The sequence below is a fragment of the Vermiculatibacterium agrestimuris genome (assembly GCF_943193085.1).
In the GTDB taxonomy this organism is placed as follows: Bacteria; Bacillota; Clostridia; order Oscillospirales; family Oscillospiraceae; genus Vermiculatibacterium; species Vermiculatibacterium agrestimuris.
In genome coordinates this window covers 1-23,543 of the sequence record NZ_CALPCU010000029.1, presented here as the reverse complement: position 1 = coordinate 23,543, position 23,543 = coordinate 1, and the positions used below count along the sequence as shown (strand labels likewise).

At 62.5% G+C, this 23,543-nt stretch carries 22 protein-coding genes and 1 tRNA gene; 12 read left to right on the top strand and 11 right to left on the bottom strand.

The window, feature by feature from the left end; genetic code table 11:
- The first annotated feature begins 100 nt into the window (after nt 1-100).
- The 8 genes from murG to NFR87_RS09120 all read left to right on the top strand — a co-directional run bounded on the left by murG (nt 101) and on the right by NFR87_RS09120 (nt 8,455).
- Nucleotides 101-1,219 (top strand): undecaprenyldiphospho-muramoylpentapeptide beta-N-acetylglucosaminyltransferase, encoded by a 1,119-nt coding sequence (murG, locus tag NFR87_RS09155; RefSeq protein ID WP_251449062.1) that lies wholly within the window; start codon nt 101-103, stop codon nt 1,217-1,219.
- A 72-nt stretch (nt 1,220-1,291) separates the two neighbouring features.
- Nucleotides 1,292-2,557 (top strand): UDP-N-acetylglucosamine 1-carboxyvinyltransferase, encoded by a 1,266-nt coding sequence (gene murA / locus NFR87_RS09150; RefSeq protein WP_251449061.1) that lies wholly within the window; start codon nt 1,292-1,294, stop codon nt 2,555-2,557.
- A 97-nt stretch (nt 2,558-2,654) separates the two neighbouring features.
- Nucleotides 2,655-3,530, top strand: a complete 876-nt coding sequence (locus NFR87_RS09145; protein ID WP_251449060.1) for a cell division protein FtsQ/DivIB — start codon at nt 2,655-2,657, stop codon at nt 3,528-3,530.
- Entirely contained in the window at nt 3,475-4,269 is a 795-nt protein-coding gene (locus tag NFR87_RS09140) for a DUF881 domain-containing protein (protein ID WP_251449059.1), read from the top strand. The genes NFR87_RS09145 and NFR87_RS09140 overlap by 56 nt, the downstream gene beginning before the upstream one ends.
- 1 nt (nt 4,270) lies before the next feature.
- On the top strand, nt 4,271-4,657 hold the full coding sequence (locus NFR87_RS09135) for a small basic family protein (protein ID WP_251449058.1): 387 nt from the start codon (nt 4,271-4,273) through the stop codon (nt 4,655-4,657).
- A 55-nt stretch (nt 4,658-4,712) separates the two neighbouring features.
- The gene (ftsZ, locus tag NFR87_RS09130) at nt 4,713-5,822 is read left to right on the top strand and encodes a cell division protein FtsZ (RefSeq protein WP_251449057.1); all 1,110 of its coding nucleotides are present in this window, start codon (nt 4,713-4,715) and stop codon (nt 5,820-5,822) included.
- 173 nt (nt 5,823-5,995) lie between these two features.
- Nucleotides 5,996-6,763 (top strand): SDR family NAD(P)-dependent oxidoreductase, encoded by a 768-nt coding sequence (locus NFR87_RS09125; protein WP_251449056.1) that lies wholly within the window; start codon nt 5,996-5,998, stop codon nt 6,761-6,763.
- 21 nt (nt 6,764-6,784) lie between these two features.
- On the top strand, nt 6,785-8,455 hold the full coding sequence (locus NFR87_RS09120; protein ID WP_251449055.1) for a formate--tetrahydrofolate ligase: 1,671 nt from the start codon (nt 6,785-6,787) through the stop codon (nt 8,453-8,455).
- A gap of 55 nt (nt 8,456-8,510) precedes the next feature.
- Here the strand turns inward: NFR87_RS09120 and NFR87_RS09115 are convergent, their stop codons facing one another.
- The 10 genes from NFR87_RS09115 to NFR87_RS09070 all read right to left on the bottom strand — a co-directional run bounded on the left by NFR87_RS09115 (nt 8,511) and on the right by NFR87_RS09070 (nt 20,746).
- The gene (locus NFR87_RS09115) at nt 8,511-9,881 is read right to left on the bottom strand and encodes a DUF4179 domain-containing protein (RefSeq protein ID WP_251449054.1); all 1,371 of its coding nucleotides are present in this window, start codon (nt 9,879-9,881) and stop codon (nt 8,511-8,513) included.
- On the bottom strand, nt 9,874-10,416 hold the full coding sequence (locus NFR87_RS09110; RefSeq protein WP_251449053.1) for an RNA polymerase sigma factor: 543 nt from the start codon (nt 10,414-10,416) through the stop codon (nt 9,874-9,876). Before NFR87_RS09110 ends, NFR87_RS09115 begins: the two co-directional genes overlap by 8 nt.
- 100 nt (nt 10,417-10,516) lie before the next feature.
- Complete coding sequence (locus NFR87_RS09105; RefSeq protein WP_251449052.1) at nt 10,517-12,730, bottom strand: hydratase; 2,214 nt, start codon at nt 12,728-12,730, stop codon at nt 10,517-10,519.
- A 65-nt stretch (nt 12,731-12,795) separates the two neighbouring features.
- Nucleotides 12,796-14,631, bottom strand: coding sequence for a gluzincin family metallopeptidase (locus NFR87_RS09100; protein ID WP_251449051.1), 1,836 nt, complete (start codon nt 14,629-14,631; stop codon nt 12,796-12,798).
- A 153-nt stretch (nt 14,632-14,784) separates the two neighbouring features.
- Nucleotides 14,785-15,492, bottom strand: a complete 708-nt coding sequence (locus tag NFR87_RS09095; RefSeq protein WP_251449063.1) for a formate dehydrogenase accessory sulfurtransferase FdhD — start codon at nt 15,490-15,492, stop codon at nt 14,785-14,787.
- A 29-nt stretch (nt 15,493-15,521) separates the two neighbouring features.
- The gene (locus NFR87_RS09090; RefSeq protein WP_251449050.1) at nt 15,522-16,157 is read right to left on the bottom strand and encodes a hypothetical protein; all 636 of its coding nucleotides are present in this window, start codon (nt 16,155-16,157) and stop codon (nt 15,522-15,524) included.
- A 16-nt stretch (nt 16,158-16,173) separates the two neighbouring features.
- Nucleotides 16,174-16,839: a hypothetical protein gene (locus NFR87_RS09085; protein WP_251449049.1), complete on the bottom strand. Its 666-nt coding sequence runs from the start codon at nt 16,837-16,839 to the stop codon at nt 16,174-16,176.
- A gap of 15 nt (nt 16,840-16,854) precedes the next feature.
- The gene (locus NFR87_RS09080) at nt 16,855-19,017 is read right to left on the bottom strand and encodes an aldehyde ferredoxin oxidoreductase (protein ID WP_251449048.1); all 2,163 of its coding nucleotides are present in this window, start codon (nt 19,015-19,017) and stop codon (nt 16,855-16,857) included.
- Nucleotides 19,018-19,035: 18 nt separating this feature from the next.
- Entirely contained in the window at nt 19,036-19,668 is a 633-nt protein-coding gene (locus tag NFR87_RS09075; RefSeq protein WP_251449047.1) for a ferredoxin-like protein, read from the bottom strand.
- Nucleotides 19,669-19,831: 163 nt separating this feature from the next.
- Nucleotides 19,832-20,746: a LysR family transcriptional regulator gene (locus NFR87_RS09070; RefSeq protein WP_251449046.1), complete on the bottom strand. Its 915-nt coding sequence runs from the start codon at nt 20,744-20,746 to the stop codon at nt 19,832-19,834.
- 226 nt (nt 20,747-20,972) lie between these two features.
- Between NFR87_RS09070 and NFR87_RS09065 the strand changes: the two genes are divergently transcribed.
- From NFR87_RS09065 to tatC, 3 genes are read left to right on the top strand one after another with little or no spacing between them, the layout of a single operon-like run.
- Nucleotides 20,973-21,374, top strand: coding sequence for a Sec-independent protein translocase subunit TatA/TatB (locus tag NFR87_RS09065; RefSeq protein ID WP_251449045.1), 402 nt, complete (start codon nt 20,973-20,975; stop codon nt 21,372-21,374).
- Nucleotides 21,371-21,556, top strand: a complete 186-nt coding sequence (locus NFR87_RS09060) for a twin-arginine translocase TatA/TatE family subunit (RefSeq protein WP_251449044.1) — start codon at nt 21,371-21,373, stop codon at nt 21,554-21,556. Before NFR87_RS09065 ends, NFR87_RS09060 begins: the two co-directional genes overlap by 4 nt.
- Complete coding sequence (gene tatC, locus NFR87_RS09055; RefSeq protein WP_251449043.1) at nt 21,534-22,364, top strand: twin-arginine translocase subunit TatC; 831 nt, start codon at nt 21,534-21,536, stop codon at nt 22,362-22,364. Before NFR87_RS09060 ends, tatC begins: the two co-directional genes overlap by 23 nt.
- 97 nt (nt 22,365-22,461) lie before the next feature.
- On the opposite strand, the gene NFR87_RS09050 is transcribed toward tatC, so the two are convergent.
- Nucleotides 22,462-22,546 (bottom strand) — tRNA-Leu (locus tag NFR87_RS09050).
- 101 nt (nt 22,547-22,647) lie between these two features.
- On the opposite strand from NFR87_RS09050, the gene NFR87_RS09045 reads away from it, so the two are divergent.
- Nucleotides 22,648-23,508, top strand: coding sequence for a pyridoxamine kinase (locus tag NFR87_RS09045; protein WP_251449042.1), 861 nt, complete (start codon nt 22,648-22,650; stop codon nt 23,506-23,508).
- Nucleotides 23,509-23,543 lie beyond the last annotated feature (35 nt).

Here is a 23,543-nt window from a genome sequence, read left to right as displayed (position 1 = left end):
CGCAGGGCCGCAGGGCGGCCCGAAGACCAGGCTGAGTCGGAGGGAAAGCGACCAAGCGGTCAGTCCCTTGCGAAGCGTGACAATGATAGGGGGCCTTTCTATGAATATTCTCTTCACCTGCGGCGGCACCGCCGGCCACATCAACCCCGCCGTGGCCCTGGCCCGGATGTTCCGGGAGCGGGATGGGGCAAACATCCTCTTCGTGGGGGCGGACGGGGGCATGGAGACCCGGCTGGTGCCCAAGGAGGGTATGGAGCTGAAGACGGTGACCATCACCAACTTCCAGCGCTCCCTCACCCCCGCCGCCATCGGCCACAACCTGGGCACCCTGGTCAATATGGTGCGGTCTGACAGGCAGGCCAAGGCCATTCTGAATACGTTCAAGCCCGACCTGGTGGTGGGCACCGGAGGCTACGCCTCCTACCCGGTGGTAAAGGCGGCCGCCAAGGCCGGCATCCCCACGGCCGTCCACGAGTCCAACGCTGTGCCCGGCCTTACCACGAAGGCGCTGAGCAAGGTCACCGATGTGGTGATGGTGGGCTTTGCGGACAGCCGGGCGCATTACGACGATCCGGCCAAGGTGGTGGTCACCGGCACCCCCGTCCGGGGGGACTTTTTCCAGTACACCCGCCAGGAGGCCCGGCAGAAGCTGGGCTTTACCGACGACCGGCCCCTGCTTCTGTCCTACTGGGGGAGCCTGGGGGCGGAGCGGATGAACGGCTATATGACTGATTTCCTCCTTCTGGAGCGGCAGGAGGGGGCCCCCTTCCGCCATATCCACGGGGCGGGCCGGGACTTTGCCGCCATGACCCAGGCCCTCTCCGCCGCCGGAGCGGCGGGGGATGGGATGAAGGGCGTGGAGGTGCGGGAATATATCTATGATATGCCCCTGGTGATGGCCGCCGCCGACCTGGTGCTGTGCCGTTCGGGCGCCTCCACCATCTCGGAGCTGTCCGCCATCGCCAAGCCCTCTGTGCTGGTGCCCTCCCCCAACGTGACTGCCGACCACCAGACCAAGAACGCCAAGGTCTTGGCCGATGCGGGAGGCGCGATCCTCCTGCCGGAGAAGGAGTGCTCCGGCCAGCGGCTTTTTGAGCAGGCCAAGGCCCTTTTGGAGGACGCGCCCCGCCGCTCGGAGATGAGCCGCAGGCTCTCCGCTATGGCCATTCCCGACGCCAACGAGAAGATATACGTGACCCTGAAGGGGCTTTTGCGCTAAAAGACAGCATTGACCCAAATTTGCCCTCCCGCATAGGATGACCCGAAGGAAATCCGATAGGGAGGGCAAATCATGAGCATATTGAGGATCGAGGGGGGACGCCCTCTCCGGGGCAGCGTCCATATCCAGGGAGCCAAAAACAGCGTGCTTCCCATCCTGGCCGCCACCTTTTTGGCCCAGGGGGAGTGCGTGATACATAACTGCCCCCGGCTCACCGATGTGGCGTACACCCTCGCCATTTTAGAGCATCTGGGCTGTACGGTGAAGCGGGAGGGGGAGACGGTGACGGTGAATGCCGCCGCCCCCACCTGTGCCGACGTGCCCGACAACCTTATGCGGGAAATGCGCTCCTCCGTAGTCTTTCTGGGCCCCATCCTGGGCCGGATGGGCAGGGCGGAGCTGAGCTATCCCGGGGGCTGTGAGCTGGGCCCCCGGCCCATCGACCTGCATCTCTCCGCACTGCGTGTCCTGGGGGCGGAGATCCAGGAGCAGGGCGGGCGGCTGGTGTGTACCGGCGAGCTCACCGGCGGCGATGTGACCTTGTCTCTGCCCAGCGTGGGGGCCACCGAGAACATCATGCTCTCTGCCGTGGCGGCCAAGGGCCTGACCACCATCACCAACGCCGCCCGGGAGCCGGAGATCATCGACCTGCAAAACTTCCTCAATACCCTGGGGGCGGACGTGCGGGGAGCCGGCAGCTCGGTCATTGCCATCCGGGGCGGAGCGCCCCTCCACGGCGGAGAGCACACCGTCATCGCCGACCGCATCGTGGCCGCCACCTATCTCTCGGCGGTGGCCGCCGCCGGAGGCCAGGGGGAGGTCACCGGAGTGGACTGGCGGCACCTGTCCACCGTCACCACCGTTCTGGCTGAGGCGGGGTGCCGGGTGGAGAGTACGCCCGACGCCATCTCCATCACCGCCCCCGGGCGGCTGAAGGCGGTGCGGCCCATCCGCACCGCGCCCTATCCCGGCTTCCCCACTGACGCTCAGGCGGTGGTCATGGCGGCGCTGTGCAAGGCGGAGGGGGCCACCGTGTTCTCCGAGAATATGTTCGACAGCCGCTACCGCCACGTGGATGAGCTCTCCCGCATGGGGGCGGATATCCGGGTGGAGGGCCGGGTGGCGGTGGTCTACGGTGTGCCCCGGCTCTCAGGCGCCAAGGTGCGCTCCACCGACCTGCGGGGCGGCGCTGCCCTGGCGGTGGCGGCGGTGGGCGCGCAGGGAGAGACGCTGCTGGGCGGCCTGAAGCACATCGACCGGGGCTACGCCGACCTCTCTGCCGACCTGCGTGCTCTGGGGGCAAAGATATCGAGGGAGACGCCGGAGGACGAAAGATAGGAATATTGTAAGCAATTTTTAACGACTTTTTCACCATAAGGTGCTATAATAGCCCACAATGACCCGGAGACCCTTTTTGACATCAGGAGGCCAGCGCATGGCGGCGAGGAACACACAAAAACGGCATCGGCGGAGAAGGGGACGCTTTGGCTTCCTCTATAAGCTGTTGTCCTTTTTGGTGATCCTGGCCGCCATTGTCGTGGGCTGCGTGATCTTTTTCCGGGTCAACCAGATCACAGTGGAGGGAAACAGCCGCTACTCTGCCCAGGAGATCATTGACGCCTCCGGGGTGGAGCTGGGGGAGAACCTTCTGCTTATCAACAAGCCCCAGACCTCCGGGAACATCACCCGGAAGCTGTCCTATGTGCAGAATGTGGCGGTGATCCGCCGCCCCCCGGACGGACTGACCCTGCGCATCACCGAGTCTACGGCGGCGGCGGTAGTCCAGGTGGAGGATTCCTGGTGGCTCATGGACGCCCGGGGCAAGCTGCTGGATTGGGGCGACGAGCAGATGAAGGGCACGCTGCCTGTGGTCAGCGGCATCCATCCCACAGACCCCGGATTGGGAGACTGGCTGACAGTGGAGCCGGAGGAGAAGTTCAAGCTGGACAGTCTGGAGGCTCTGCTCACCGCCCTGGCGGGACGGGGAATGGTGGGAAACGTCACCGGCTTTGTGGATCTGAACGCCACCAACACCATCTACTTCGGCTTTGGGGACAACCTCACTGTGGCGGTGCCCATGACCGGAGATTTTAAGCGCCTGGCCTTTCAGCTCCAGCGGGTGCTGGAGACCTTCCAGCAGCGGGGAGAGGCAGTGGCCGGCACATTGGATCTGACTTACGGCGATGAGCAGGCCCGGCTGCTCACGGAACGCTGGCTTCCGGGCCAGCAGGAGGAAAGGGGGGAGGCGGCCGATGATGGAACAACAGCCGACGGCGTCCCGGACGAGGGCGGACAGGCCCAGGAGCAATAACAGCCACGGCACCGTGGCTCTGACCCTGGTCTTTGCCATTGTGGGCTTCCTGCTGGCCTCCCAGCTTCAGAGTGTCCGGTTTAACAGCCAGGAGGACGCCGCCACAGCGGGCAGGTTGGAGACCCTGCAGGAACTTTACAACCAGGAACTGGACAAGGTGGAGGGCCTGGAGCGGCAGTTGACCCAGGTGCAGGAGGAGCTGGCCATCTATCGCCGCCAGGCCAGCGAAGGCAGCCTGGAGGGAGAGGCCCTCCGGGCTGAGTTGGAGAAGCTGGAGATCACCGCCGGACTGGTGGAGGTCACCGGCCCCGGCGTGTCCGTCATCCTCTCCGACTCCGCGGCGGTGAACACCACCGGGGACGAGGCCAACTACCTCATTCACGACTCCGACCTCCTCTCGGTGGTCAACGAGCTGCGCTCAGCCGGGGCGGAGGCTATCTCCCTCAACGGAGAGCGGCTTCTGGCCACCAGCGAGATCCGCTGTACCGGCGCGGTGGTGACGGTGAACGGCCGCCGTTACGCCGCCCCCTATGTCATTTTTGCCATCGGGGATCCCGCCACCCTCTATAACGCGCTGACCATGCGCAATGGCGTGGTGGATATCCTGGGCCAGTGGCGCATCCAGGTGCAGGTCGCCGCCAGCGAAGCGCTCACCATCCCCAAGTATCAGGGCGCGGTGGAGTACCGCTACGCCAAGGGCGTGGAGACCGCGCCGACCCAGGAAGGGGGCGGGGTCTGATATGCTGGAGCTGATCGGCCTTGCGGCGGGACTTTTGCTGGGGATCCTCTATCCCCTGTCCATCTCCTCGGCCATGACCCTCTACGCCGGCATCGGTCTTCTGGCCGCCCTGGACTCCGGTCTGGGCGGCTTCCGGGCCCGGCTTCAGGGAGAATTCCACACGGGGATCTTCCTCTCCGGCGTGGTGGGCAACGCCGCCATCGCCGTATTTCTCACCTGGCTGGGTCAGAAGATGGGAATTCCCATTTATTTGGCAGCGGTGGTGGTATTTGGCACACGATTGTTCCAAAACTTTGGGGAAATCCGAAGAGAACTATTGACCTCGGGGCCAAAGAAGGGTAAAATAAAACAAGATATAGAAGACTTTGGGGAACAGAGCACAAAATGACCCGCGTCCCCGTAGATAACTGTGGTACTTCACTTTGTACATAGGAGGAGCTAATATGCCGTTTGGATTGGATACCGGCGCTGAGAGCGTAGTCAACATCAAGGTGATCGGCGTGGGAGGCGGCGGCAACAACGTTGTCAACCGTATGGTGAGCTCCGGCGTAAAGAGCGTGGATTTTATCGCCGTGAACACCGACAAGCAGGCGCTGAACATTTCCAGCGCCAGCCAGAAGATACAGATCGGTGAGAAGCTCACCGGCGGCCAGGGCGCGGGCAGCGACCCCGATGTGGGCAGGAAGTCCGCCGAGGAGAGCCGCGCCGCCATCACCAAGGCGTTGGAGAACACCGACATGGTCTTCATCACCGCCGGTATGGGCGGCGGCACCGGCACCGGCGCGGCCCCCATTGTGGCCGACATCGCCAAGGAGGCCGGCATCCTCACCGTGGGCGTGGTCACCAAGCCCTTCAACTTCGAGGGCAAGCGCCGTATGGAGCAGGCGGAGCTGGGCATCGAGGAGCTTAAGGGCAAGGTGGACTCCCTGGTCATCATCCCCAACGAGCGGCTGAAGTTCGCCACCGACCAGAAGATCACCTTCAACAACGCCTTTAAGATCGCCGACGATGTTCTGCGCCAGGCGGTGCAGTCCATCTCCGACCTCATTAAGAACACCGGCTTTATCAACCTGGACTTTGCGGACGTCACCGCCGTGATGAAGGCCGCCGGCATGGCCCATATGGGCGTAGGCCGGGCCGCCGGCAAGACCAAGGCGGAAGAGGCGGCCAAGATGGCCATCTCCAGCCCCCTGCTGGAGACGAGCATCAACGGCGCCCGGGGCGTGCTGGTGAACATCACCGGCTCCGGCGACATCGGCCTGGAAGAGGTGGAAGCCGCTGCCGACCTGGTGCGCCAGGCCGCCCATCCCGAGGCGCTTATCATCTTCGGCGCCGCCTTCGACGACGAGATGGAGGACGAGATGCAGGTCACCGTTATCGCCACCGGCTATGACGAGGCCGCTGCCAAGGCCGCCGTGGCCGCCGCGGACAAGCCCTTCACCCGGGCCGGCGAGAAGGTGGAGGAGCAGAAGGCCGAGGGGGAGGGAGAAGGCCCCCATGACGATGACGACCAGTGGCAGTCCATTTTCAACATTTTTAACCGGGACAAATAAACGGCATATCCGGATGATAAGAAAGCCGCTCTCTTCGGAGGGCGGCTTTTTTGGAAAGATTTTAACATTATGTAAACTTAACGGCGGGACAAGGGCGTCTCCCTTGCTTTCGACGGCACGGGATGGTAGAATAGCATCAATTGGAAAAGCTATCTGGGAAAGGAGTGACCGCCATGAAGATCGCCATTGTGACCGGAGCCTCCTCCGGTCTGGGCCGGGCCTATGCCAAACAGCTGGACAGGCTGCTGCACCCGGACGAGATCTGGCTCATCGCCCGCCGGGAGGAGCGGCTGCAGGCCCTGGCCGGGGAGCTGGGCTGCAGGGGCCGCGTGCTTGCCATGGACTTAAAACGCCGGGAGAGCGTGGAGGTGCTGGAGGCGTTGCTGGCAGAGGAGCGGCCGGAGGTGGCCGCCCTGGTCTGCGCCGCCGGCTTTGGCAAGTTCGGCCGGGCACAGGATCTGACGGCGGAGGAGACCGGCGATATGATCGCCCTCAACTGCCGCTCCGCCGTGGAGGTGACCAGGGTGTGCCTACCCTATCTGGAGCGGGGCAGCCGTTTGTTGGAGGTGGCCTCCTGCGCCGGCTTCCAGCCCCTTCCCGGTATGAACCTCTACGCCGCCACCAAGGCGTTCTTGCTCCGCTATACCCAGGCCCTGCGCTGGGAGCTGCGGGGGAGGGGAGTGAAGGTGACGGCGGTGTGTCCCTACTGGGTGAAGACGGAGTTTATGGCCGTGGCCCGGGACACCGCCAATCCCGACGCTGTCCGCCATACCCCCTTCGCCATGCGGCCCGAGGCGGTGGCGGCCTGGAGCCTCACCATGAACGGCCTGGATCTGGCCGTGGCCACCTGCGGCCCCATCCCCTTTGCCATGGAGGTGGGCAGCAAGGTGCTCCCCGCCTGCGTCCCCATGGCCCTTTGGGATAAACTGAGAAGAATGTGATGACAGAGGAGAGAGAAAACCATGCTGACTGACATTGAGATCGCCCAGAGCGTGAAGGGAAAGCCTATCGGGGAGATCGCCGCCCGGCTGGGTCTGACGGAAAACGACCTGATCCCCTACGGCCATAATAAGGCCAAGGTGGAGCCTGCCGCTTACAAAGATAAGCCCAGGAAGGGGAAGCTGATCTTAGTCACCGCCATCAACCCCACCCCGGCGGGGGAGGGGAAGACCACCACCAGCGTGGGCCTGGCCGACGCCCTCCAGCGGCTGGGGAAGAAGACCTGCCTGGCCCTGCGGGAGCCCTCCCTGGGGCCGGTGTTCGGCGTGAAGGGAGGCGCCGCCGGGGGCGGCTACGCCCAGGTCATCCCCATGGAGGACATCAACCTCCACTTCACCGGGGACTTCCACGCCATCGGGGCGGCCAACAATCTATTGGCGGCCATGCTGGACAACCACATTCAGCAGGGCAACGCCCTGGACATCGACGTGAAGAACATCACCTGGAAGCGGTGCGTGGACATGAACGACCGGCAGCTGCGCCAGGTCATCGACGGCCTGGGGGGCCGGATGCAGGGGGTGCCCCGGGAGGACGGGTTCGACATCACTGTGGCCAGCGAGGTCATGGCGGTGTTCTGTCTTGCCTCCGACCTTCAGGATCTGAAGGCCCGGCTGGGCCGGATGGTGGTGGCCTATAACCGTTCCGGGGAGCCGGTCACCGCCCACGACCTGAAGGCCGAGGGGGCCATGGCCGCCCTTTTGAAGGACGCCCTCAAGCCCAACCTGGTTCAGACCCTGGAGGGCACCCCCGCCCTCATCCACGGCGGCCCCTTCGCCAACATCGCCCACGGCTGCAACAGCGTCATCGCCACCGACGCCGCTCTGCGGCTGGGGGATTACGTAGTTACCGAGGCCGGCTTCGGCGCCGACCTGGGGGCGGAGAAGTTTTTGGACATCAAGTGCCGCATGGCGGGCCTTGCCCCCGACGCGGTGGTCATCGTGGCCACCGTCCGGGCGCTGAAACACCACGGCGGGGTGGCCAAGGCCGACCTGGGGAAGGAGGATCTGGAGGCGCTGGAGAGGGGTCTTCCCAATCTCCTGCGGCACGTGGACAACATCCAAAACACCTTCCACCTGCCCTGCGTGGTGGCCGTCAACGCCTTTCCCACCGATACCCCCGCCGAGTGGAAGCTGGTGGAGGATAAGTGCCGGGAAAAGGGGGTCAGCGTGGCCCTCAGCGAGGTGTGGGCCAAGGGCGGCGAGGGCGGAAAAGCTCTGGGAGAGGAGGTCATCCGCCTGTGCGGGGAGCCGCGGCTGGACGAGTTTACCTATGCCTATGAGGACAATACCTCCATCCAGTATAAACTCAACGCCATTGTGGGACGGGTATACCACGGTGGGAGGGCGGTTCTTACCCCCAGCGCCCAAAAGCAATATGAGAAGCTGGTGGAGCTGGGCTTTGGAGACCTTCCCATCTGCATGGCCAAGACCCAGTATTCCTTCTCCGACGACCCGGCTCTGCTGGGGGCGCCGGAGGGCTTTGACGTTACCGTTCGCAATTTGAAGGTCTCCGCCGGGGCGGGGTTCATCGTGGCCTACACCGGGGATATCATGACCATGCCCGGCCTTCCCAAAGTCCCGGCGGCGGAGAACATCGATGTGGATGAGAATGGCCGCATCACAGGATTGTTTTAAAAGCCTGCAAAAAAAGAATGGGCGAGTGTGATACTCGCCCATTCTTTTTGCCCGTTTATTCCGGCCAGGCGGGGAGCCAGTAGCCCGCCCCGGCTGTGCCGTTTTCCACGGGGATCATCCAGCAGCCCAGGGCAATGCCGGTGATGTCTTCGACCTCTATCGGGCGGTCAAAGACCCAGCGGGACATGTTGGGGCCATCCTTCTGGTGGCCGTGGATGCCCGCCTCCGGATGGAGGCTGGTGCCGTCGGCAAGAAACACCGTCAGAGGGTAGCCGCCGATCTGGGTGTAGTCGGGAGAGGAGGAGACCAACACCACCCCCAGGGGGGACAGGCGCAGCTCTTCCAGGGTGTTGTGGTCAATAAGACCGGAGAGAGGACTGGTCACGGCCTCCACCGGGCGCAGGGTCACAGGCAGCTCCCAGGTGGTCTCCACCGGGTCGGAGGCGGTATAGACGCCGTAGACCCCGGTGATGCTGTCGATGTTCTCCCGGTCGGCCAGAGCGGCGGAGAGGGAGAAGTCGTAGTAGACCCGCCCAGCCTCCACGAACCGGACGCCCTGCAAGTCCTTCTGGAAGAAGGTGCCGCCGTTTTCCGCCGGGGTCTTGGAGTAGACGGTGAGAATGGCGTGGCCTCTGTCTTTGGCCCCCTGGGGGAACGCCGACAGGAAATGGAGCCGGCCATCGTCCCCAAAGCCCATGGAGGAGATGGTCACCCCGTCCCCCTCCGCCGGTTCCAGAGGGTTCTGGCCCGGGATCAGGACGCTCTCCCCGGTGTCCAGCTGCCGGGTGCGCAGGAGCCGGTCGGGGATGGCCTCCACCGGCAGGGGCTGGGAGTTGAAACGGTGATATTCGGGCTGAAGGCCGCTGAGGATGACGGTGCTTTTGACCTCCTCCCTGAGGAAGACCCCGGCGTTTCGCTCTACGCAGACCAGGGCGGTTTTTGTTGACCGGTCGTAGTCCACGATCCGGCAGCCCTCGGACCAGGAGGTCTCCCCCTCCAGCCTCAGGCCCAGTCTTCCGCTGATCTCCGCCTTCTCCAGCCGGTCTCCTGTGAGGTCGGTGACCTCCAGATAGACCTTGGCGCACAGGTCGTCGGTGAGGGCGGAGAGGACCTTGACCCGGATGCCCTGGTCTTCGACAACGCCCTGCTGACTTTGGGCATATGGCGCAAAGATGCCCAGGGCGGTCTGGAGCATTTCTCCGAGGGTGGGGCCCGCGGCGAAGGCGGTGCCTGTCAGGGCTATGACTGCCGCTGTAAAGATAGCGGCCAAACGGAGCTTATGCTTCATATAGTACTTCCTTTCTCGCTCCTCCGCCGAAAGGGTAGTTTCCACCCTGCGGCAGATGGTTTTGGGATCGATGGCAAAGGGGCTGGGAGCGGCGGCAAGACCCAGCTCCCGTTCCAGTTTTTTCAGTCTGTCAGCCAAGCTCCACACCTTCCTTTCCCTGTAATTGTTCCCGGAGAAGGAGCCTTCCCCGGCGCAGCTTGGTCTTGGCGGTGGAGAGGTTCATTTCCAGGTCGGCGGCGACGGTCTTCAGCTTCTCCCCCTCGTAGTAGTAGCGCAGAAACAGGGTTCGTTCCGGCTCCCCCAGAGCGTCTACTGCCTGCCAGAGGGCCGCGCCCCGTTCCCGTTCCTCCGTCTGCCGCTGTATATCCACCGGGGCGGGGGCGTCCTCGGGGATGGCGGCGGCGGGAGCATAGGCGCGCAGCCGGTTCTTGGCCTTGTTGGAGGCGACCGTCCCCAGCCAGGGGCGGAGGGGGCGCTCTGGATCCAGTTCTCCGGCGTGCCGCCACAATTCTACAAAGGTGTCCGCCACCGTCTCCTCCAGCTCCTCCCGGGGGAGGGAGCCCAGCACCCGATAGGCGCAGGCGCTGACATAGGGGGTATAGCGGCGGATGAGGGTCTCCAGAGCCCCGGTGCTGCCCGCTTGCAGTTTTTGGATGAGGATATTCTCGTTCAAGGCCCGGCCCCCTTTAGAAACGTCTCTGATAATAGATACACCCAAAAAAGGAAAAGGTTTCAAAAAAACGGCCGGGTCTAAAAAGACCCAGCCGTTTTGTTTATTTGGCGTAGTAGTTGATGAGGCAGCCCGCCAGGATGATGTCCCGCTCCTCCCGGGTCAGGCCGGGGAGCTTCAGCTTCACCGGGGTGCGCTTACCCTCCTGGATGAGGGTGGCGTCAATGACCTCGCCATTCCCCTCCAGCAGCTTTTTGATACCGGGGATATAGAGGGAATCCCCGGGCTGGAGGTTCCAGCGCTTCACATCCTCGGCGATAAAGGGGAGCATGCCCCAGTTGACCACGTTGGAGCGGTACCGCTTGGTGGCGTACTCAGCGGCTACGTTGGCGCAGCCCCCCAGCACCCGCTGGCAGGAGGCGGCCTGTTCCCGGGCGGAGCCGTCGCCGGGCTTCAATGCCATGATGAACGAGCCGATGCCCGTATCGCCGGGGAAGTCCCCGCCCTGGCCCTTGCGCCGCTTCAGCTCCTCCTGCTGTATCTTCAGGGCCCGGGGGACGTACTGGGGATCCTTCCGGCTCAGGGCGAACTGGGAGAGCTTGACGGGGTTGGAACGGTAGGAGGAGGTCTCTCCGGAGGGGATAAGCTCGTCGGTGGTGGTCACCGGATCGTAGATGGCGGCGCAGCAGGTGAGCAGCAGGTTCTCCGGCAGGGGGATCTGCTCCGGCCAGTCGGCGATGTTGGGGCCGAAGACCAGGGGCACCTGGGGGGCCGGACGGCCCACGCCGTAGTAGACCCGGGACTTATAGGACTTGTCGCTGTAGGCCCAGCGCTCGTTGGGATAGTCGGGGGTGAGCAGCTCGGGGGGCAGCTCGTCGGCGGCGGTGAGGAGGCCGCCGTTGAGCGCGGTGGCGGCGATGGAGCGGGCGTCCATGAGGGCCACGTAGCTGACCTGGCCGTCGGCAGGCTTGCTGCCCTCCCGGTTGGGGAAGTTCCGGGTGGAGTGGCGAATGGAGAAGCCGCCGTTGCTCGGCACGTCTCCCGCCCCGAAGCAGGGCCCGCAGAAGCAGGAGCGAATGGAGGCACCCGCGCACATCAGGTCGGTGATGTAGCCCTTTCGGGTCAGCTCCTGCAAAATGGGCATGGAACCGGGATAGCAGCTCAGCCAGAAGGGGCCCGCGCCGGTGGAGCGGCCCTTCAGGATCTCGGCGGCCCGCTTCAGGTTCTGGTAGGTGCCGCCGGAGCAGCCGGCGATGACGCCCTGATCGGCCCGGAAGCCGTCAATGGTGATCTTATGGAGAAGGGAGGGGGCGTTCTTCACGCCCAGCTGTTGGGCTGTGTCTACCTCCACCTGGTGGAGAAGGTCTTGAAGGTTGGCCTTGAATTCCTTGATGGTAAAGACGTTGGAGGGGTGGAAGGGCAGGGCGATCATGGAGCTGACCGCGGACAGGTCGATCTCCACTAGGGCGTCGTAATAGGCGCCATCCGCCGGGGCCATGAACTGGAAGCTGTCCCCCCGGCCCAGGGCGGCCAGGTGGGCCCTCGTCACCTCGTCGGTGGACCAAACTGAGGACAGACAGGCGGTCTCGGTGGTCATTACGTCGATACCGGAACGGTAGTCCATGGACAGCTCCCGGACGCCGGGGCCGAAGAACTCCAGCACGGCGTTTTTCACCGCGCCGGACGGGAAGGTGGCGCCCACCAGAGCCAGGGCCACATCCTGGGGGCCTACGCCGGGCCGGGGCCGGCCGGTAAGGTGGACGGCAATGACCGGAGGATAGGCGATGTCGTAGGTCTTCTCCAGAAGCTGGCGGGCCAGCTCCGGGCCGCCCTCGCCGATGGCCATACAGCCATAGGCGCCGTAGCGGGTATGGGAGTCGGAGCCCAGGATCATCCTGCCGGGGGCGGCGTACCGCTCCCGCATATAGGAGTGGATCACCGCCTGGTGGGCGGGGACGAACTCACCGCCGTACTTCCGGGCGGCGGACAGGCCGAAGAGGTGGTCGTCCTCGTTGATGGTGCCGCCCACGGCGCACAGGGAATTGTGGCAGTTGGTAAGTACGTACGGAATGGGGAAGCGCTCCATGCCGGAGGCCCGGGCGGTCTGAATGATGCCCACGTAGGTGATGTCGTGGGAGGCCATGGCGTCGAACTTGATCTGGAGCCGGGCCATATCCCCGCTGTGGTTGTGGGCGCACAGGATGCCGTAGGCCATGGTCTTCTGCCGGCCGGCGTCCACGCCCGCCGGATCGCTCTGAGCGGGCAGGAACTGGCCCTGCTTATAATAGACACCCTTTTTGGTGACGGTTATGCTCATACTTGCGTATCCTCCCCCGCATTGGTTTCTCCCATGATATCAAATTCCTGCCGAAATAGCAAGGTTCAGTCCCAGGGATCCTCCCGGGGCCTGGCGGAGGAGCGCGGAGAAAACCCGCTCTCCCGCATAAGGCGCCGCTTCCGCCGCCGCAGGACGAGGGCCAGGATGCCCATACTCCCAAGGAAGGCGGCCGCACAGCAGGCGGCGAGGACGAGGGTGAAGATCTGCTCCTCCCGGGTGGAAACGCCCATTCTGGGCCGCCCCATGGCGGGGAGGTCGGCCTTGACGCCCAGCTCCGCCTCTATGGCATCCCCCAGTTCCCGGGCCAGGGCGGCCAGGGCGCTCTCGTCGAAAATATCCCGCAGGCCCGCCTGCTCCACAGCTTCGCCGTAACTGACGGTGGTGGGCAGAGCGCTGATGGTCATATAGGCATCCACCGCCTGCGCCCGGTGGGTGAGGGAGGTGAGCCAGATGTCCAGGGAGGACAGGGCGGAGGTGCCGTAGCTGACATAGTAGAAGGGGGACTGGAACAGGTGGGTGACCTCCATCCAGTCGTTTTCCTCGTAGCCGCCGCCATAGCTGTCCACGATGGAGAGGAAGAGAGGACTCAGCTCCTCCGCTGTGATGTCCGGGTCAGCGTAGACCGCCCGCTCAAATTCGTTGTACAGGTAGCCGTCCAGCACGCTGGAGAGGATGGAATAGACCTGGTACCAGCGGAAGGCGGGGCCCAGCTCCCCGAAAATATCCCCGGCGTATTCGGTGAACAGCAGCTCCAGGGCCTGAGACTGGATCTCGCTGACGTCCATGGTGTTGCCGGCCCAGAGAATGCGGTCGGTGATGTGGAAGGAGTTATTGAAGTGGCCGAACTCATGGATGACGGTGGCGTAGTCGGCGGCGCTTCCGTAGGGGGCGTCGAAGATGAAGGCGGAGCCATAGCTGGGCAGCTCTACGGTGTAGCCTAAGGGCAGCTTGGCCTCGCCCTCGTCCAGGTCGTACAGATGGTGCTCCCGCAGGAAGGAGAAGGCCTCCTCCAGCTCCGGATGGATCAGGCCGATGTAAGAGCCGATCTCGTCCAGCCGCTGCTGGCCGGAGGCGCCGGGCAGGTCGTAGAGAGCGTCGAAATCCGCCTCCATCGCTGAGCCGATGGCGGAGAGGAGCTGGGGGAAGCCGGCCTTCACCGTGTCCTCCACGGCGGTGATCTCCCGGGGGGTGTAGTCCCGGCTGTAGGAGACGGCGTAGGCATAGTCGGCGTAGCTGTCATAGCCATACAGCCGGGCAAGAGCGGTGCGCACCTCCACCAGCTCCAGATACAGCCGCGCCATGTCCCCGGGGTCGTAGTCGCTGTTCAAAAGCTGCTCGTACTGGGTCACCAGGGCGGTCTCCTGCTGGAAGAGGGAGAGCTCCTCCCCGGTCATGGGCTCGTAATAGTACAGGGCGTCGGCCCAGTCCTGGCCGCCGTCCCGCTCCAGAATATCGGCGTGGGGACTTCTGGCCAGGGCCTGCAGAACGGTGAGGCACCGGTCGAACAGGACGGTCAGGCGGTCGAGCCGCTGGGTGTAGGCCTGGGAGGCGTCAGCGTTGGTGTAGTCGCCGTCATAGCGGATCATGGCCAGGGTCATCTGGGTGTAAAGGGCGTCGTAGCCCTCCAATACCTGCCGGTAGAGGCGGGCGGCCTGGGAGTGGACTTGACGGGTGCGGGCCTGCAGGGCCTTGCTCTGGGCGAGGGACTCCAGCTCGTCCAGGGCCTGGGTGAGGAGGGTCTCGTCAAACTCCGTCCAGGACATTTCGGCGTAGTCCAGAGGGGTGTGGGCCTTGTCGGGATAGTAGCCGGCAAAGGCGGGGGTGGATAGGAGGGCGACGGAAAGGACGGCGGCAGTCAGTGTGCGAAAAAAGCGTTTCATGGCGATCCCCCTCCTGCGGCTGGGCGAATAAAATCATTGCACAGCCATTTTACCGTACCGGCGCAAAAAAATCAACACCGCTCTATGGGCGCTGCGGCGGCAGAACAAACGCCCGGCGGGCCATTGGGGCCGCCGGGCGTGGAAGCGCGTAGGTCACTCCTCGGGGGAGAAGCGGATATAGCTTTTATTCCGGGCGTCGCAGATGAGGACGATGCCATTTGCCCTTGCCAGCTGAACGCTCTGCCAGGTGGGTATGGCCTTGGCCACAAAGACCCGCAGGCCGGCGGTAAGGCCCTTTTGGAGCATATCCTGAGGCACCCGTCCGCTGGAGTAGAGCAGACATTCCCAAAGGGGCAGCCCATCCAGCAGGGCGCAGCCCACCGCCTTGTCCAACGCATTGTGCCGGGACAGGTCTTCGGTGACATACCGGATCTCCCCGCCGTGAAGGATGGTGCAGCTGTGTACGCCGCGTGTGCGCTTATAAAGGGGATGACCGGCGCTGAACTTTTCCTGGGCCAGATAGATCATCTCATCGGTGACGGCGGGGGCCCACCCAACGGGAGGCGCACTCTCCGGCTGAATGTCCGGGGCCAATGTCACGTCGGCCCTGGTTCCGTCTTCGGAGATGCTCCAGCGCCCGACCTGCTTTATGCTGGAAATGATGCCGTCGGTACACAGCCGGCCAATGACCAGCGCCGGCAGATAGGTGGGCGTACATACGATGGAGTGGAGCAGCCTGTTGTCCACATAGAGCTCCAGGGTGTGTTCATAGGGCACATCCACCGTGATCGGGACAGTGCCGCGCTCCGGATCGGTACAGATCCCTTTCAACGAGCGGATGGGCTCTACCACAGGTTCCATTTCCACACAGACCTCACATTATTCCGAATTTACATGCTTTCGGTGCTCTCCTGGCCAAAATCGGCCAAGGCTTTGCCGTAGTGTTCAGAGACATAGCGGGTGGAGATCAAAAATGGAGTGCCGTCATAGGCCCGCACCTCAACAATATCGGCATAGGCCGGGGTGTTCTTCACCTGATCCAGGGCCAGCGCGAGCTGCTCCGGCGTCCAGCAGTAGGGATGCTCATAAAAGTAGGTAAAGGGCGTGGCGGCGGGGTACTTCTCCGCGTGAAAGCGCACCATCTGAGCCAGGGTCGCCGGATTGTCCTCTTCGGCCACCAAGGTGGCGATCATGGCATAATTATCCGTCATGACCTGGGAGGAGTAGTAATAGGTCTCCGTCTTACCTGCGGTGGAGCGGATGTCCTTGCAGCTGTCCATCATAGCCATGGCGGTGAGAAGGACTTCGCCCTGCTCGAGCTCCTGGGTGATCTGGGTCTTTGTGACCAGCCGGCTCCGGGCGGAGGCCTGGCGGATGACGTTGGCCAGCTGCTCTGCCGGGCTCAGCTCAGGCTCCTCTACCGCCGCCGCCTCTTCCGGAAAGGGAGGCAGGGTGTCTTCCACGTCGGGAAGTGATTTGAGATACTCAATGAGATCCTGCTTTTCTTCCATGTTGTCTGGGCTCATAGGAGCTGCCCTCCATTCAGTCGTTTGCCTCTGCAAATTCAGCGAGAGACTTGGCGTAGACCGGGGTCAGGTGGTCTGTGGAGTACAGATACCGGTTGCCGGATGGGCCCTGGGTCTCCGCGATGTCCGCCAGCTCGCCGCCCGTGGAGAGAATGGCCTCAACGGCGGCGTCCACCTGCTCCTGGGTCATGGAGAAGGGGGTGCGGAAAAAGTAGTCCAGGGGGGTCACCGTGGGGAACACTTTGCTATTGTAGCGCACCAAGGTGACGATGGTGTTAACGTCATCTCCGTCCAGGACAAGGGCGTTGAGCATGAGATAGAGCTCGCTCATCGTCCCTTCCTCATAGAGATAGGTGTCCTTTGCCGTTTGATAGCCGCGGATATCGCCGCAGACAGGGTCGGCGGCCATCTGCGCGTAGAGGGTGGGCACGTTGGGATCCTCCCGGCTCAATTGGGCCAGGGAGACCAGGTAACCGCTGCGGCTGTGATTGCGGACAAACTGCGCCAGGGCCTGAACCATGTTGGCCGGAAGGGGCTCCGTCACAGGCGGCTGCCCCGCCGCTTGTTCAGCGGCGGGGCAGGGCGTTACAATATTATCCTCATTCACAGCGTCGGAAAGCGTTCGGGGATCGACTACCTCCGTAGTGGCAAACCCCGGCTTGCGTCTTCCTAAAAGTGCCATGAATGTCCTCCTTTTTTAGATGAGGCCCAGCTCTTCCAGCTTGTCGGCCATATCACCCAGGTCGAACTTCTCCAGAGTCTCACGGGTGGGGATGCCAGTCTCCGTGTTCCAGCCCATGGCCTCGTAGAACATGGTCAGAGACTTCTCCCAGTCCTCCCGATCCATCTTGTCGGTGCCCTCGCTGAAGGCGGGGACGTCGGGATCCTTGTCGAAGACCCAGGCAGTAACGGCGTCGTGATCCTTGCGGAGGTTCTCCAGGCCCTCATTGAGCTTGAAGGAGATGGCAGTGATGCCGCGGAGCATATGGGAGATGCGCTCCATGCAGGACAGGATGTCGTCCATGGTCCACTCTTCGCCGGTGACGGCGGTCATGTACTTGGCGTCCAGCTCAATGTCGCCCACATACTTCCGGGCGGGGGAGGAGGACAGGGTCATGGGGTACATCCAGTTGCACAGGGTGGCGGAATCGTGCCACTGCTTCTGCAGGAAGGCCCACTTGGCCAGCTTGATCTTGGCGTCGTTGATGGGGGTGTACGCCTTGGGGGCGTCCACACAGCCCTCGCCGAAATAGCTCTCCAGCACGGGCTTGATGACCTCGTTGAAGGGGGAGCCGGAGCGGACAAAGTTGGTCATAACGTGATCCATGCAGTCCCGGTTGTACATCACGTTGTACAGCAGGCCGGACTGCCAGGCGTCCTCAGCGGAGTGGTGCTTGGGGTAGCCGTTATAGGTGACGTTGTTGTTACCGCCGATCACGTCGTACATATTCACGCCCCACTCGTTCTTGGCGGGATCGTCCAGGCCCCAGGCCTTGTAGAAGGCGTAGCTGCCCTCGCCGATGCGGCTGATCTCGCCCTCCTTGCGGGCAATGCGGCCCATAATATCATCCAGCCAGCGGGGATCGCCGTCCTTCATCAGCTGCCAGGGAATGGAGTCATACTCCTCCTTGGACAGCATCTTCTCAAAGACGCCGTTTTTCAGGCACCAGGCGAAGTCGCGGCCAAGGTTGCCATAGTTCTCCCACAGGCCCAGATCGTCCATCACATAGGCACCGTGAAGGCCGAGAACGACCTTGGAGTCGCCCTCATCCTTGAAGTCGTGCATAGCTTCCTTGAGATAGAAGGCGGTGGGAACGCTGCCGGAGGGAGCACAGGTGTTGGACACCAGGGTGGGCAGGTCATACTCAGCCAGGATGTCCACATTGTACTCGGAATAGCAGCGCACCGGGCAGGAGGCGCAGCCGCCGGACTTGACGATGTACTGCTGTACCACGTCGCCGTAGTCAAAGACGCCCTTGGTGGCCCGGTAGGCAGCAACAGCGATCTGGCCGGAGGGCTGCTCGCCGGTGTCAATGGCTCCGTCAGGCGCAGCGCCCCACATCACACCGGGGCCGCCCTGCCAACGGTTCTTCACCGTGGAGGTGTACTCGGCCCAGGACTGGGGACGGGAGGGAACATTGTGGTTGTTGTTGCCGCCCACCAGATCCCGGATCATGTAGTCGCACAGGTTCTTGTGCTCCACGGGATCGGCGATCTTCACAGCGCCGGTGCCCCGGATGGCGATGGCCTTCAGGTTCTTGGCGCCCAGAGCGCCGCCAACGCCGGCGCCGCCGGAGTTGCCGAAGGAGGTGACGATGCAGGACATGTTGACCAGGTTCTCGCCGGCAGCGCCGATGGAGGCCACGTCGAACTCAGCGCCGCACTCGGCGGAGATGACCTTGTTGGTGTTAAAGGTGCCGGTGCCCCAGACGTGGGAGGCATCCTCAAGGGAGACCTTGTCGTCCTCGATCTTCAGGTAGACAGGCTTGGAGGCCTTACCCTCAATGATGATGGCGTCATAGCCGGCATATTTAATGCTGTGGGCAAAGTGGCCGCCCATGTGGGCGTCCAGAATGGACTTGCCGCGCGACCAGTTGGACAGCAGGGTGATGGTGGTACGGCCGGAGCAGGGCACACCGGAACCGGTGAGGGGGCCGACGCTGAAGACCACTTTGGCCTCTTCACTGAAGGGATCGGTGTCCAGGGGCACTTCGTCCCAAATAATCTTATAGCCGAGGCCCATGCCGCCAATATAGGGCTTGTACTTGGGAAGGGTGTCTTCCCGGGCGACGGAGCCGTTGGTCAGGTTGACACGCAGGATCGTACCGGCCCAGCCGTTGATACCGTTCAAAACAGACATTTCAATACCTCCCTTGCGTTAAACAGCCTGGGAGGCCGCAGCGACCTCTTCCCAGGGGATAATGGACAGAGCGCCGGAGGGGCAGCCTTCCACGCAGGCGCCGCACTGGACGCACTTGGAGGACTTGCCCGTGACCGGATTGACGGTGGGCATATGCCAGGGGCAGGCGTTGACGCAGGCGCCGCAGCCGATGCACTTCTCCGGATCCACCTTCTTGACGCCCTTTTCGTCGGCGGAGATGGCGCCCTGGGGACAGGCGGCGCCGCAGGCGGGCTCCGCACACTGCCGGCAGGTGTCGGGGAAGTAGACGAAGTGATTGTCGCTGTACAAGCCGGTGTCATTGCGTCCGGAGAACAGGTTGCGGGTCACCTTGACCCGGGAGATGTAACTGGACACGCATCCGTCGTTGACCAGAGTGCAGTTGATCTCGCAGCGCTGGCAGCCGGTGCACTTGTCCTTGTTGACCACCAGCAGACCCTGCGGGAAAGCCCAGGTGGTGACGGAGCCGTCGTCCACCTGCTTCTGCGTGCAGCCCATCAGAGTGAGCAGCGGGGTGGACAGGACAAGCCCGGTAAGGCTTACACCCGAGATCTTGAGGAACTGCCTGCGGGTCACTTCTTTGGTGGCAAATCCTTTCTTTTCCTCAGACATAGGAATCCCCCTCTAAATAATTGTAGTGGTGCAAAACAAATTATTCTACAATTGATATAATATGTCCTTGTGGAGGATTTGTCAAGAAAAAAACGGCAAACAGCGACATAATTCGTGAAATGAATGATTGTTTCGACAGCCCGGCGGGGTGGCTGCCGCTCTCCTATACCTCTACCTCCTCATGGAGCAGGAGCCGGATATCCTCCATCCCGGCCAGGGCCTGGGCCAGGAAGCGGAGAAAATGGCTGACGAGCTCAGAGCGCTCCTTGGTGCGGAGGATATAGTACATGGTCTGGTCAGCGGGCCCCTGCTCCAGCGTGTACCAGGTCAGGCGCTCGTCCAGCTCCCCCATGACCTTGGCAACGGAGAGGGGGGCGATCATCCAGGCGTTGGGGTCGCTGAAAAAGGGCCGGGCCACGTGGGGCGTCCAGACGGATACCACCGGGGTCAAAAAGCCGCCCAGAACGGTGGTGTGCCACTGGAAGAAATCTGCTGTCCAGGGCACGAAGATCTCATTTTCCATGTTCAGTTCCCATGGGGTCATCCCGGAGCGGAGGGGGCCTGCACGGTTGGTGAGCAGAACCATGGGTTCGGAGAAAATGGGGTGGGTCTCCATGTCGGGATGGTATTGCTCCTCGGTGACGATGCCCATGTCGGCCCGGTAGCTTGCCACCTGCTCATAACACTGCTGGCTGTCGCTGCGGCGGACGGAGAGAAAGATGTTGGGATTTTCCCCCACGAAGCGGTGGAGCACCTGGGGCAGGATGTATTCTCCCGCCGCGCCCGCCGTCTCCAGCGTAAAGCTGATGTGCAGATTCAGCTGGGGCAGGGCCTGGGCCTCGTTCCACAGCTCGATATACCGCTCGGCAATGGTGAGAAACGCCCGGCCCGAAGGGGTGAGAACGATCTGCCGTCCGCCCTGGGTGCGGGAGAGCAGCCGGCAGCCCACCTCCTGCTCCAGCCGGATCAGCCGGCGGCTCACCGCCGACTGGGTGGTATGCAGCTTTTTTGCCGCAGCAGTAAAGCTGCCGGTTCTGGCAATGGCAAGGAAAAGATTCATGTCGGAGAAAGAAAACATAGGCACCTCCAAGAACATAGCGTCTTTGCTATATTATATACTCCTTCTTCCCCACAAATCAACATCATTTTGGGGGTACTTTGTCAAAAAAGGGGACTGCGGCTGCTGCTGGGTCTGTGGAAGAATTGCTTGACTTTTATTACCCGCGTCTTTATAATTACCCTACAGATAGGTTGAAAAAGCCCCTGATAAGGGGGCGCACAGTACGGGAAAGGAGCGATGCTCCATGCGAATCGGAGCCACAGAGCTTTTGCTGATCTTTGCCGTCGCTCTGCTGGTCATCGGGCCGGATCGGCTACCCGAGTTTGCCAGGAAACTGGGCGAGGCTATGGGTCAGTTCAAGACATACTCCAGTAAGGTCGCCAAGGACATACAGGAAACTGTCGTTGACCCGATGGAAGAGACCGCCGCACCGATCCGGGAGGCTGTGAAGCCCATCGAGGAGATGGACAAGTCCATCCGGGACGGGCTGCGGGATATAGAGAAGTCTTTTTCTGATTTGGGGAAGCCTTCCGCCAAGAAGCCAGAGGTACATACGCCCCCGGTGGAGGATACACCTGACCGGGCTACAGTCCCTGCCAGTGCGGAAGGGGAAAGTGCAGAACTATTGAAGGAGGAAGAAAAATGAAACTCGGGACCTTTGAACTGCTGGCCATTTTGGCGATTATTCTGATCATTTTCGGCCCCACCCAGCTGCCTAAGCTCACCAAGATGTTTGGAAAGAGCGTGAAGAGCTTCCGTGAGGGCGTGGACGAGGAGAAGACCACTGAGGAGCAGGTCACTGCGGATGGCGGAAAAGACAAAGAGTAAGGCCCGGCAGAACAATGAGAAGCGGATGAAGCTCACCGGTCATCTGAAGGAGCTTCGCAACCGCCTGATTGTCTGTCTCCTCATCTTATTTATAGGCACTATTGTCGGGCTGGGCTTTGCCCCCCGTGTGGTAGAGCACCTGCTGGGCCTGGGTGAGGTCTACGGCTATCAGTATGTCTACCTGGCGCCTCAGGAGCTGCTGATGCAGTACATGTCGGTGGCCCTTATCTTTGGCCTGGTGTGCGCGATGCCTGTCATCATGTATGAGGTTTGGGCCTTTGCAAGGCCCGGTCTGACCAAGCGGGAGAATCTGGCCTTTGTCTTCTCCCTCATCTTTGGTTCCATCTTCTTCTGCGTGGGCGTTTACTTTGCCTATCGGATCATGCTGCCCACCATGTTGCTTTTTTTGAGTACCCTGGAGAATCGGGCCGAGGTGGCCGCCGCCATCTCCGTACAGAACTACATCTCCTTTCTGCTGACCATCTTCATCATTTTTGGCGTGGTCTTTGAGCTGCCGGTCATCTCGGTGGTGCTCAACGCCCTGAAGCTGCTGAAGGTAGAGTGGATGAAGAAGGCCCGCCGCTTTGTGATCGTTATCAGCTTTGTGGTGGCCGCCTTTATCACACCGCCCGATGTGATCTCCCAGATCATGGTAGGCATACCGATCATCTTCCTTTACCAGCTGAGTATTATCCTCTGCCTTATTATGGAAAAGCTGCGCCGCCGCCGGTCAGGGCGGAAGCAGGCGGAGGAGCAGAGGGATGAAAACGGGGAAGAACGGCCCGAAGAGGAGGGGGCGGAGCCTTGAAGGCCGCGCCCTTTAAGCTGCGATAGGAACAGAAAAACCGACCGCCCCAGGTCTTGTGGATAACAAGACCTGGGGCGGTTCAACTGTAGAGGAACGTTGGTGCGGGATGAGGGATTTGAACCCTCACGCCTTGCGGCAACGGAACCTAAATCCGTCTTGTCTGCCAATTCCAACAATCCCGCATACGATAATCAGTATAGCAAACAAAATCTTTTGCGTCAATCATTGCCTTCTTTGGGGCAAAAGATTATAATGGGGAAAAGGCATTTGGGGGGTGCTTATGATGGCACAAGGGAAAAAAGCTCCGCATGTGGCCGCCGTCCACGACCTGTCCGGCATGGGCCGGTGCTCCCTGGCGATAGTGCTTCCGGTGCTCTCCGCCATGGGCTGCTGGTGCTCTGCTCTGCCCACGGCCTATTTGTCAGCCTCCACCATCTTTCCGCCCACAGACAAATTCGTGTTTCGGGACCTGACGGGGGAGATGGAGGGCTCGGCCGGCCACTGGGAGGAGCTGGGGGTGCGCTTTGACGCCCTTTACAGCGGCTTTGTGGGCTCGGAGCGGCAGATCGGCGTATTGGGGGATCTATTGCGGCGGTTCCGGGGAAAGGATACCCTTGTGATGGTGGATCCCGTCATGGGGGACTGGGGCAAGCCCTACCGCACCTACACCCCTGCCATGTGCCGGGCCATGAAGTCCCTGGCGGCGATGGCGGACGTCATCACCCCCAACTTTACTGAGGCCGCCATCCTGCTGGACGAGCCCTACGAGCATGTGCCCCGCGGCGAGGCGGGGATAAGGGAGTGGCTGGAACGGCTGAGCGGCGAGGGGCGGCGGTCGGTGATCATCACCGGCGTCCACCCGGCCCAGGACAGGGTGGGCGCGGCCTGCTTTGACCGGGAGCGGGGCGAGTTTTCCATGACCGCCGTTCATGAGGCCCCCGCCCAATTCCCCGGCACCGGGGATCTTTTTTCCACGGTGACCCTGGGAGGGCTGCTTACGGGCAGGAGCCTGAAGGAGGCGGCGGCCCTGGCAGTGGACTTCGTGGGGGCGTGTGCCCGGTACACCCTGGAGCTGGGCACACCCGTCGAGGAGGGCGTCCAGTTCGAGACGCTGCTGGGCCGGCTGACGCCGGGCCGTGAATAAACGCAAAGACCGCCACCGGAAACGGTGGCGGTCTT

Coding starts and splice junctions, on each gene's coding strand:
- murG (WP_251449062.1), top strand. CDS start 101: ATGAATATTCTCTTCACCTGCGGCGGCACCGCCGGCCACATCAACCCC.
- murA (WP_251449061.1), top strand. CDS start 1,292: ATGAGCATATTGAGGATCGAGGGGGGACGCCCTCTCCGGGGCAGCGTC.
- NFR87_RS09145 (WP_251449060.1), top strand. CDS start 2,655: ATGGCGGCGAGGAACACACAAAAACGGCATCGGCGGAGAAGGGGACGC.
- NFR87_RS09140 (WP_251449059.1), top strand. CDS start 3,475: ATGGAACAACAGCCGACGGCGTCCCGGACGAGGGCGGACAGGCCCAGG.
- NFR87_RS09135 (WP_251449058.1), top strand. CDS start 4,271: ATGCTGGAGCTGATCGGCCTTGCGGCGGGACTTTTGCTGGGGATCCTC.
- ftsZ (WP_251449057.1), top strand. CDS start 4,713: ATGCCGTTTGGATTGGATACCGGCGCTGAGAGCGTAGTCAACATCAAG.
- NFR87_RS09125 (WP_251449056.1), top strand. CDS start 5,996: ATGAAGATCGCCATTGTGACCGGAGCCTCCTCCGGTCTGGGCCGGGCC.
- NFR87_RS09120 (WP_251449055.1), top strand. CDS start 6,785: ATGCTGACTGACATTGAGATCGCCCAGAGCGTGAAGGGAAAGCCTATC.
- NFR87_RS09105 (WP_251449052.1), bottom strand. CDS start 12,730: ATGAGCATAACCGTCACCAAAAAGGGTGTCTATTATAAGCAGGGCCAG.
- NFR87_RS09100 (WP_251449051.1), bottom strand. CDS start 14,631: ATGAAACGCTTTTTTCGCACACTGACTGCCGCCGTCCTTTCCGTCGCC.
- NFR87_RS09095 (WP_251449063.1), bottom strand. CDS start 15,492: ATGGAACCTGTGGTAGAGCCCATCCGCTCGTTGAAAGGGATCTGTACC.
- NFR87_RS09090 (WP_251449050.1), bottom strand. CDS start 16,157: ATGAGCCCAGACAACATGGAAGAAAAGCAGGATCTCATTGAGTATCTC.
- NFR87_RS09085 (WP_251449049.1), bottom strand. CDS start 16,839: ATGGCACTTTTAGGAAGACGCAAGCCGGGGTTTGCCACTACGGAGGTA.
- NFR87_RS09080 (WP_251449048.1), bottom strand. CDS start 19,017: ATGTCTGTTTTGAACGGTATCAACGGCTGGGCCGGTACGATCCTGCGT.
- NFR87_RS09075 (WP_251449047.1), bottom strand. CDS start 19,668: ATGTCTGAGGAAAAGAAAGGATTTGCCACCAAAGAAGTGACCCGCAGG.
- NFR87_RS09070 (WP_251449046.1), bottom strand. CDS start 20,746: ATGTTTTCTTTCTCCGACATGAATCTTTTCCTTGCCATTGCCAGAACC.
- NFR87_RS09065 (WP_251449045.1), top strand. CDS start 20,973: ATGCGAATCGGAGCCACAGAGCTTTTGCTGATCTTTGCCGTCGCTCTG.
- NFR87_RS09060 (WP_251449044.1), top strand. CDS start 21,371: ATGAAACTCGGGACCTTTGAACTGCTGGCCATTTTGGCGATTATTCTG.
- tatC (WP_251449043.1), top strand. CDS start 21,534: ATGGCGGAAAAGACAAAGAGTAAGGCCCGGCAGAACAATGAGAAGCGG.
- NFR87_RS09045 (WP_251449042.1), top strand. CDS start 22,648: ATGGCACAAGGGAAAAAAGCTCCGCATGTGGCCGCCGTCCACGACCTG.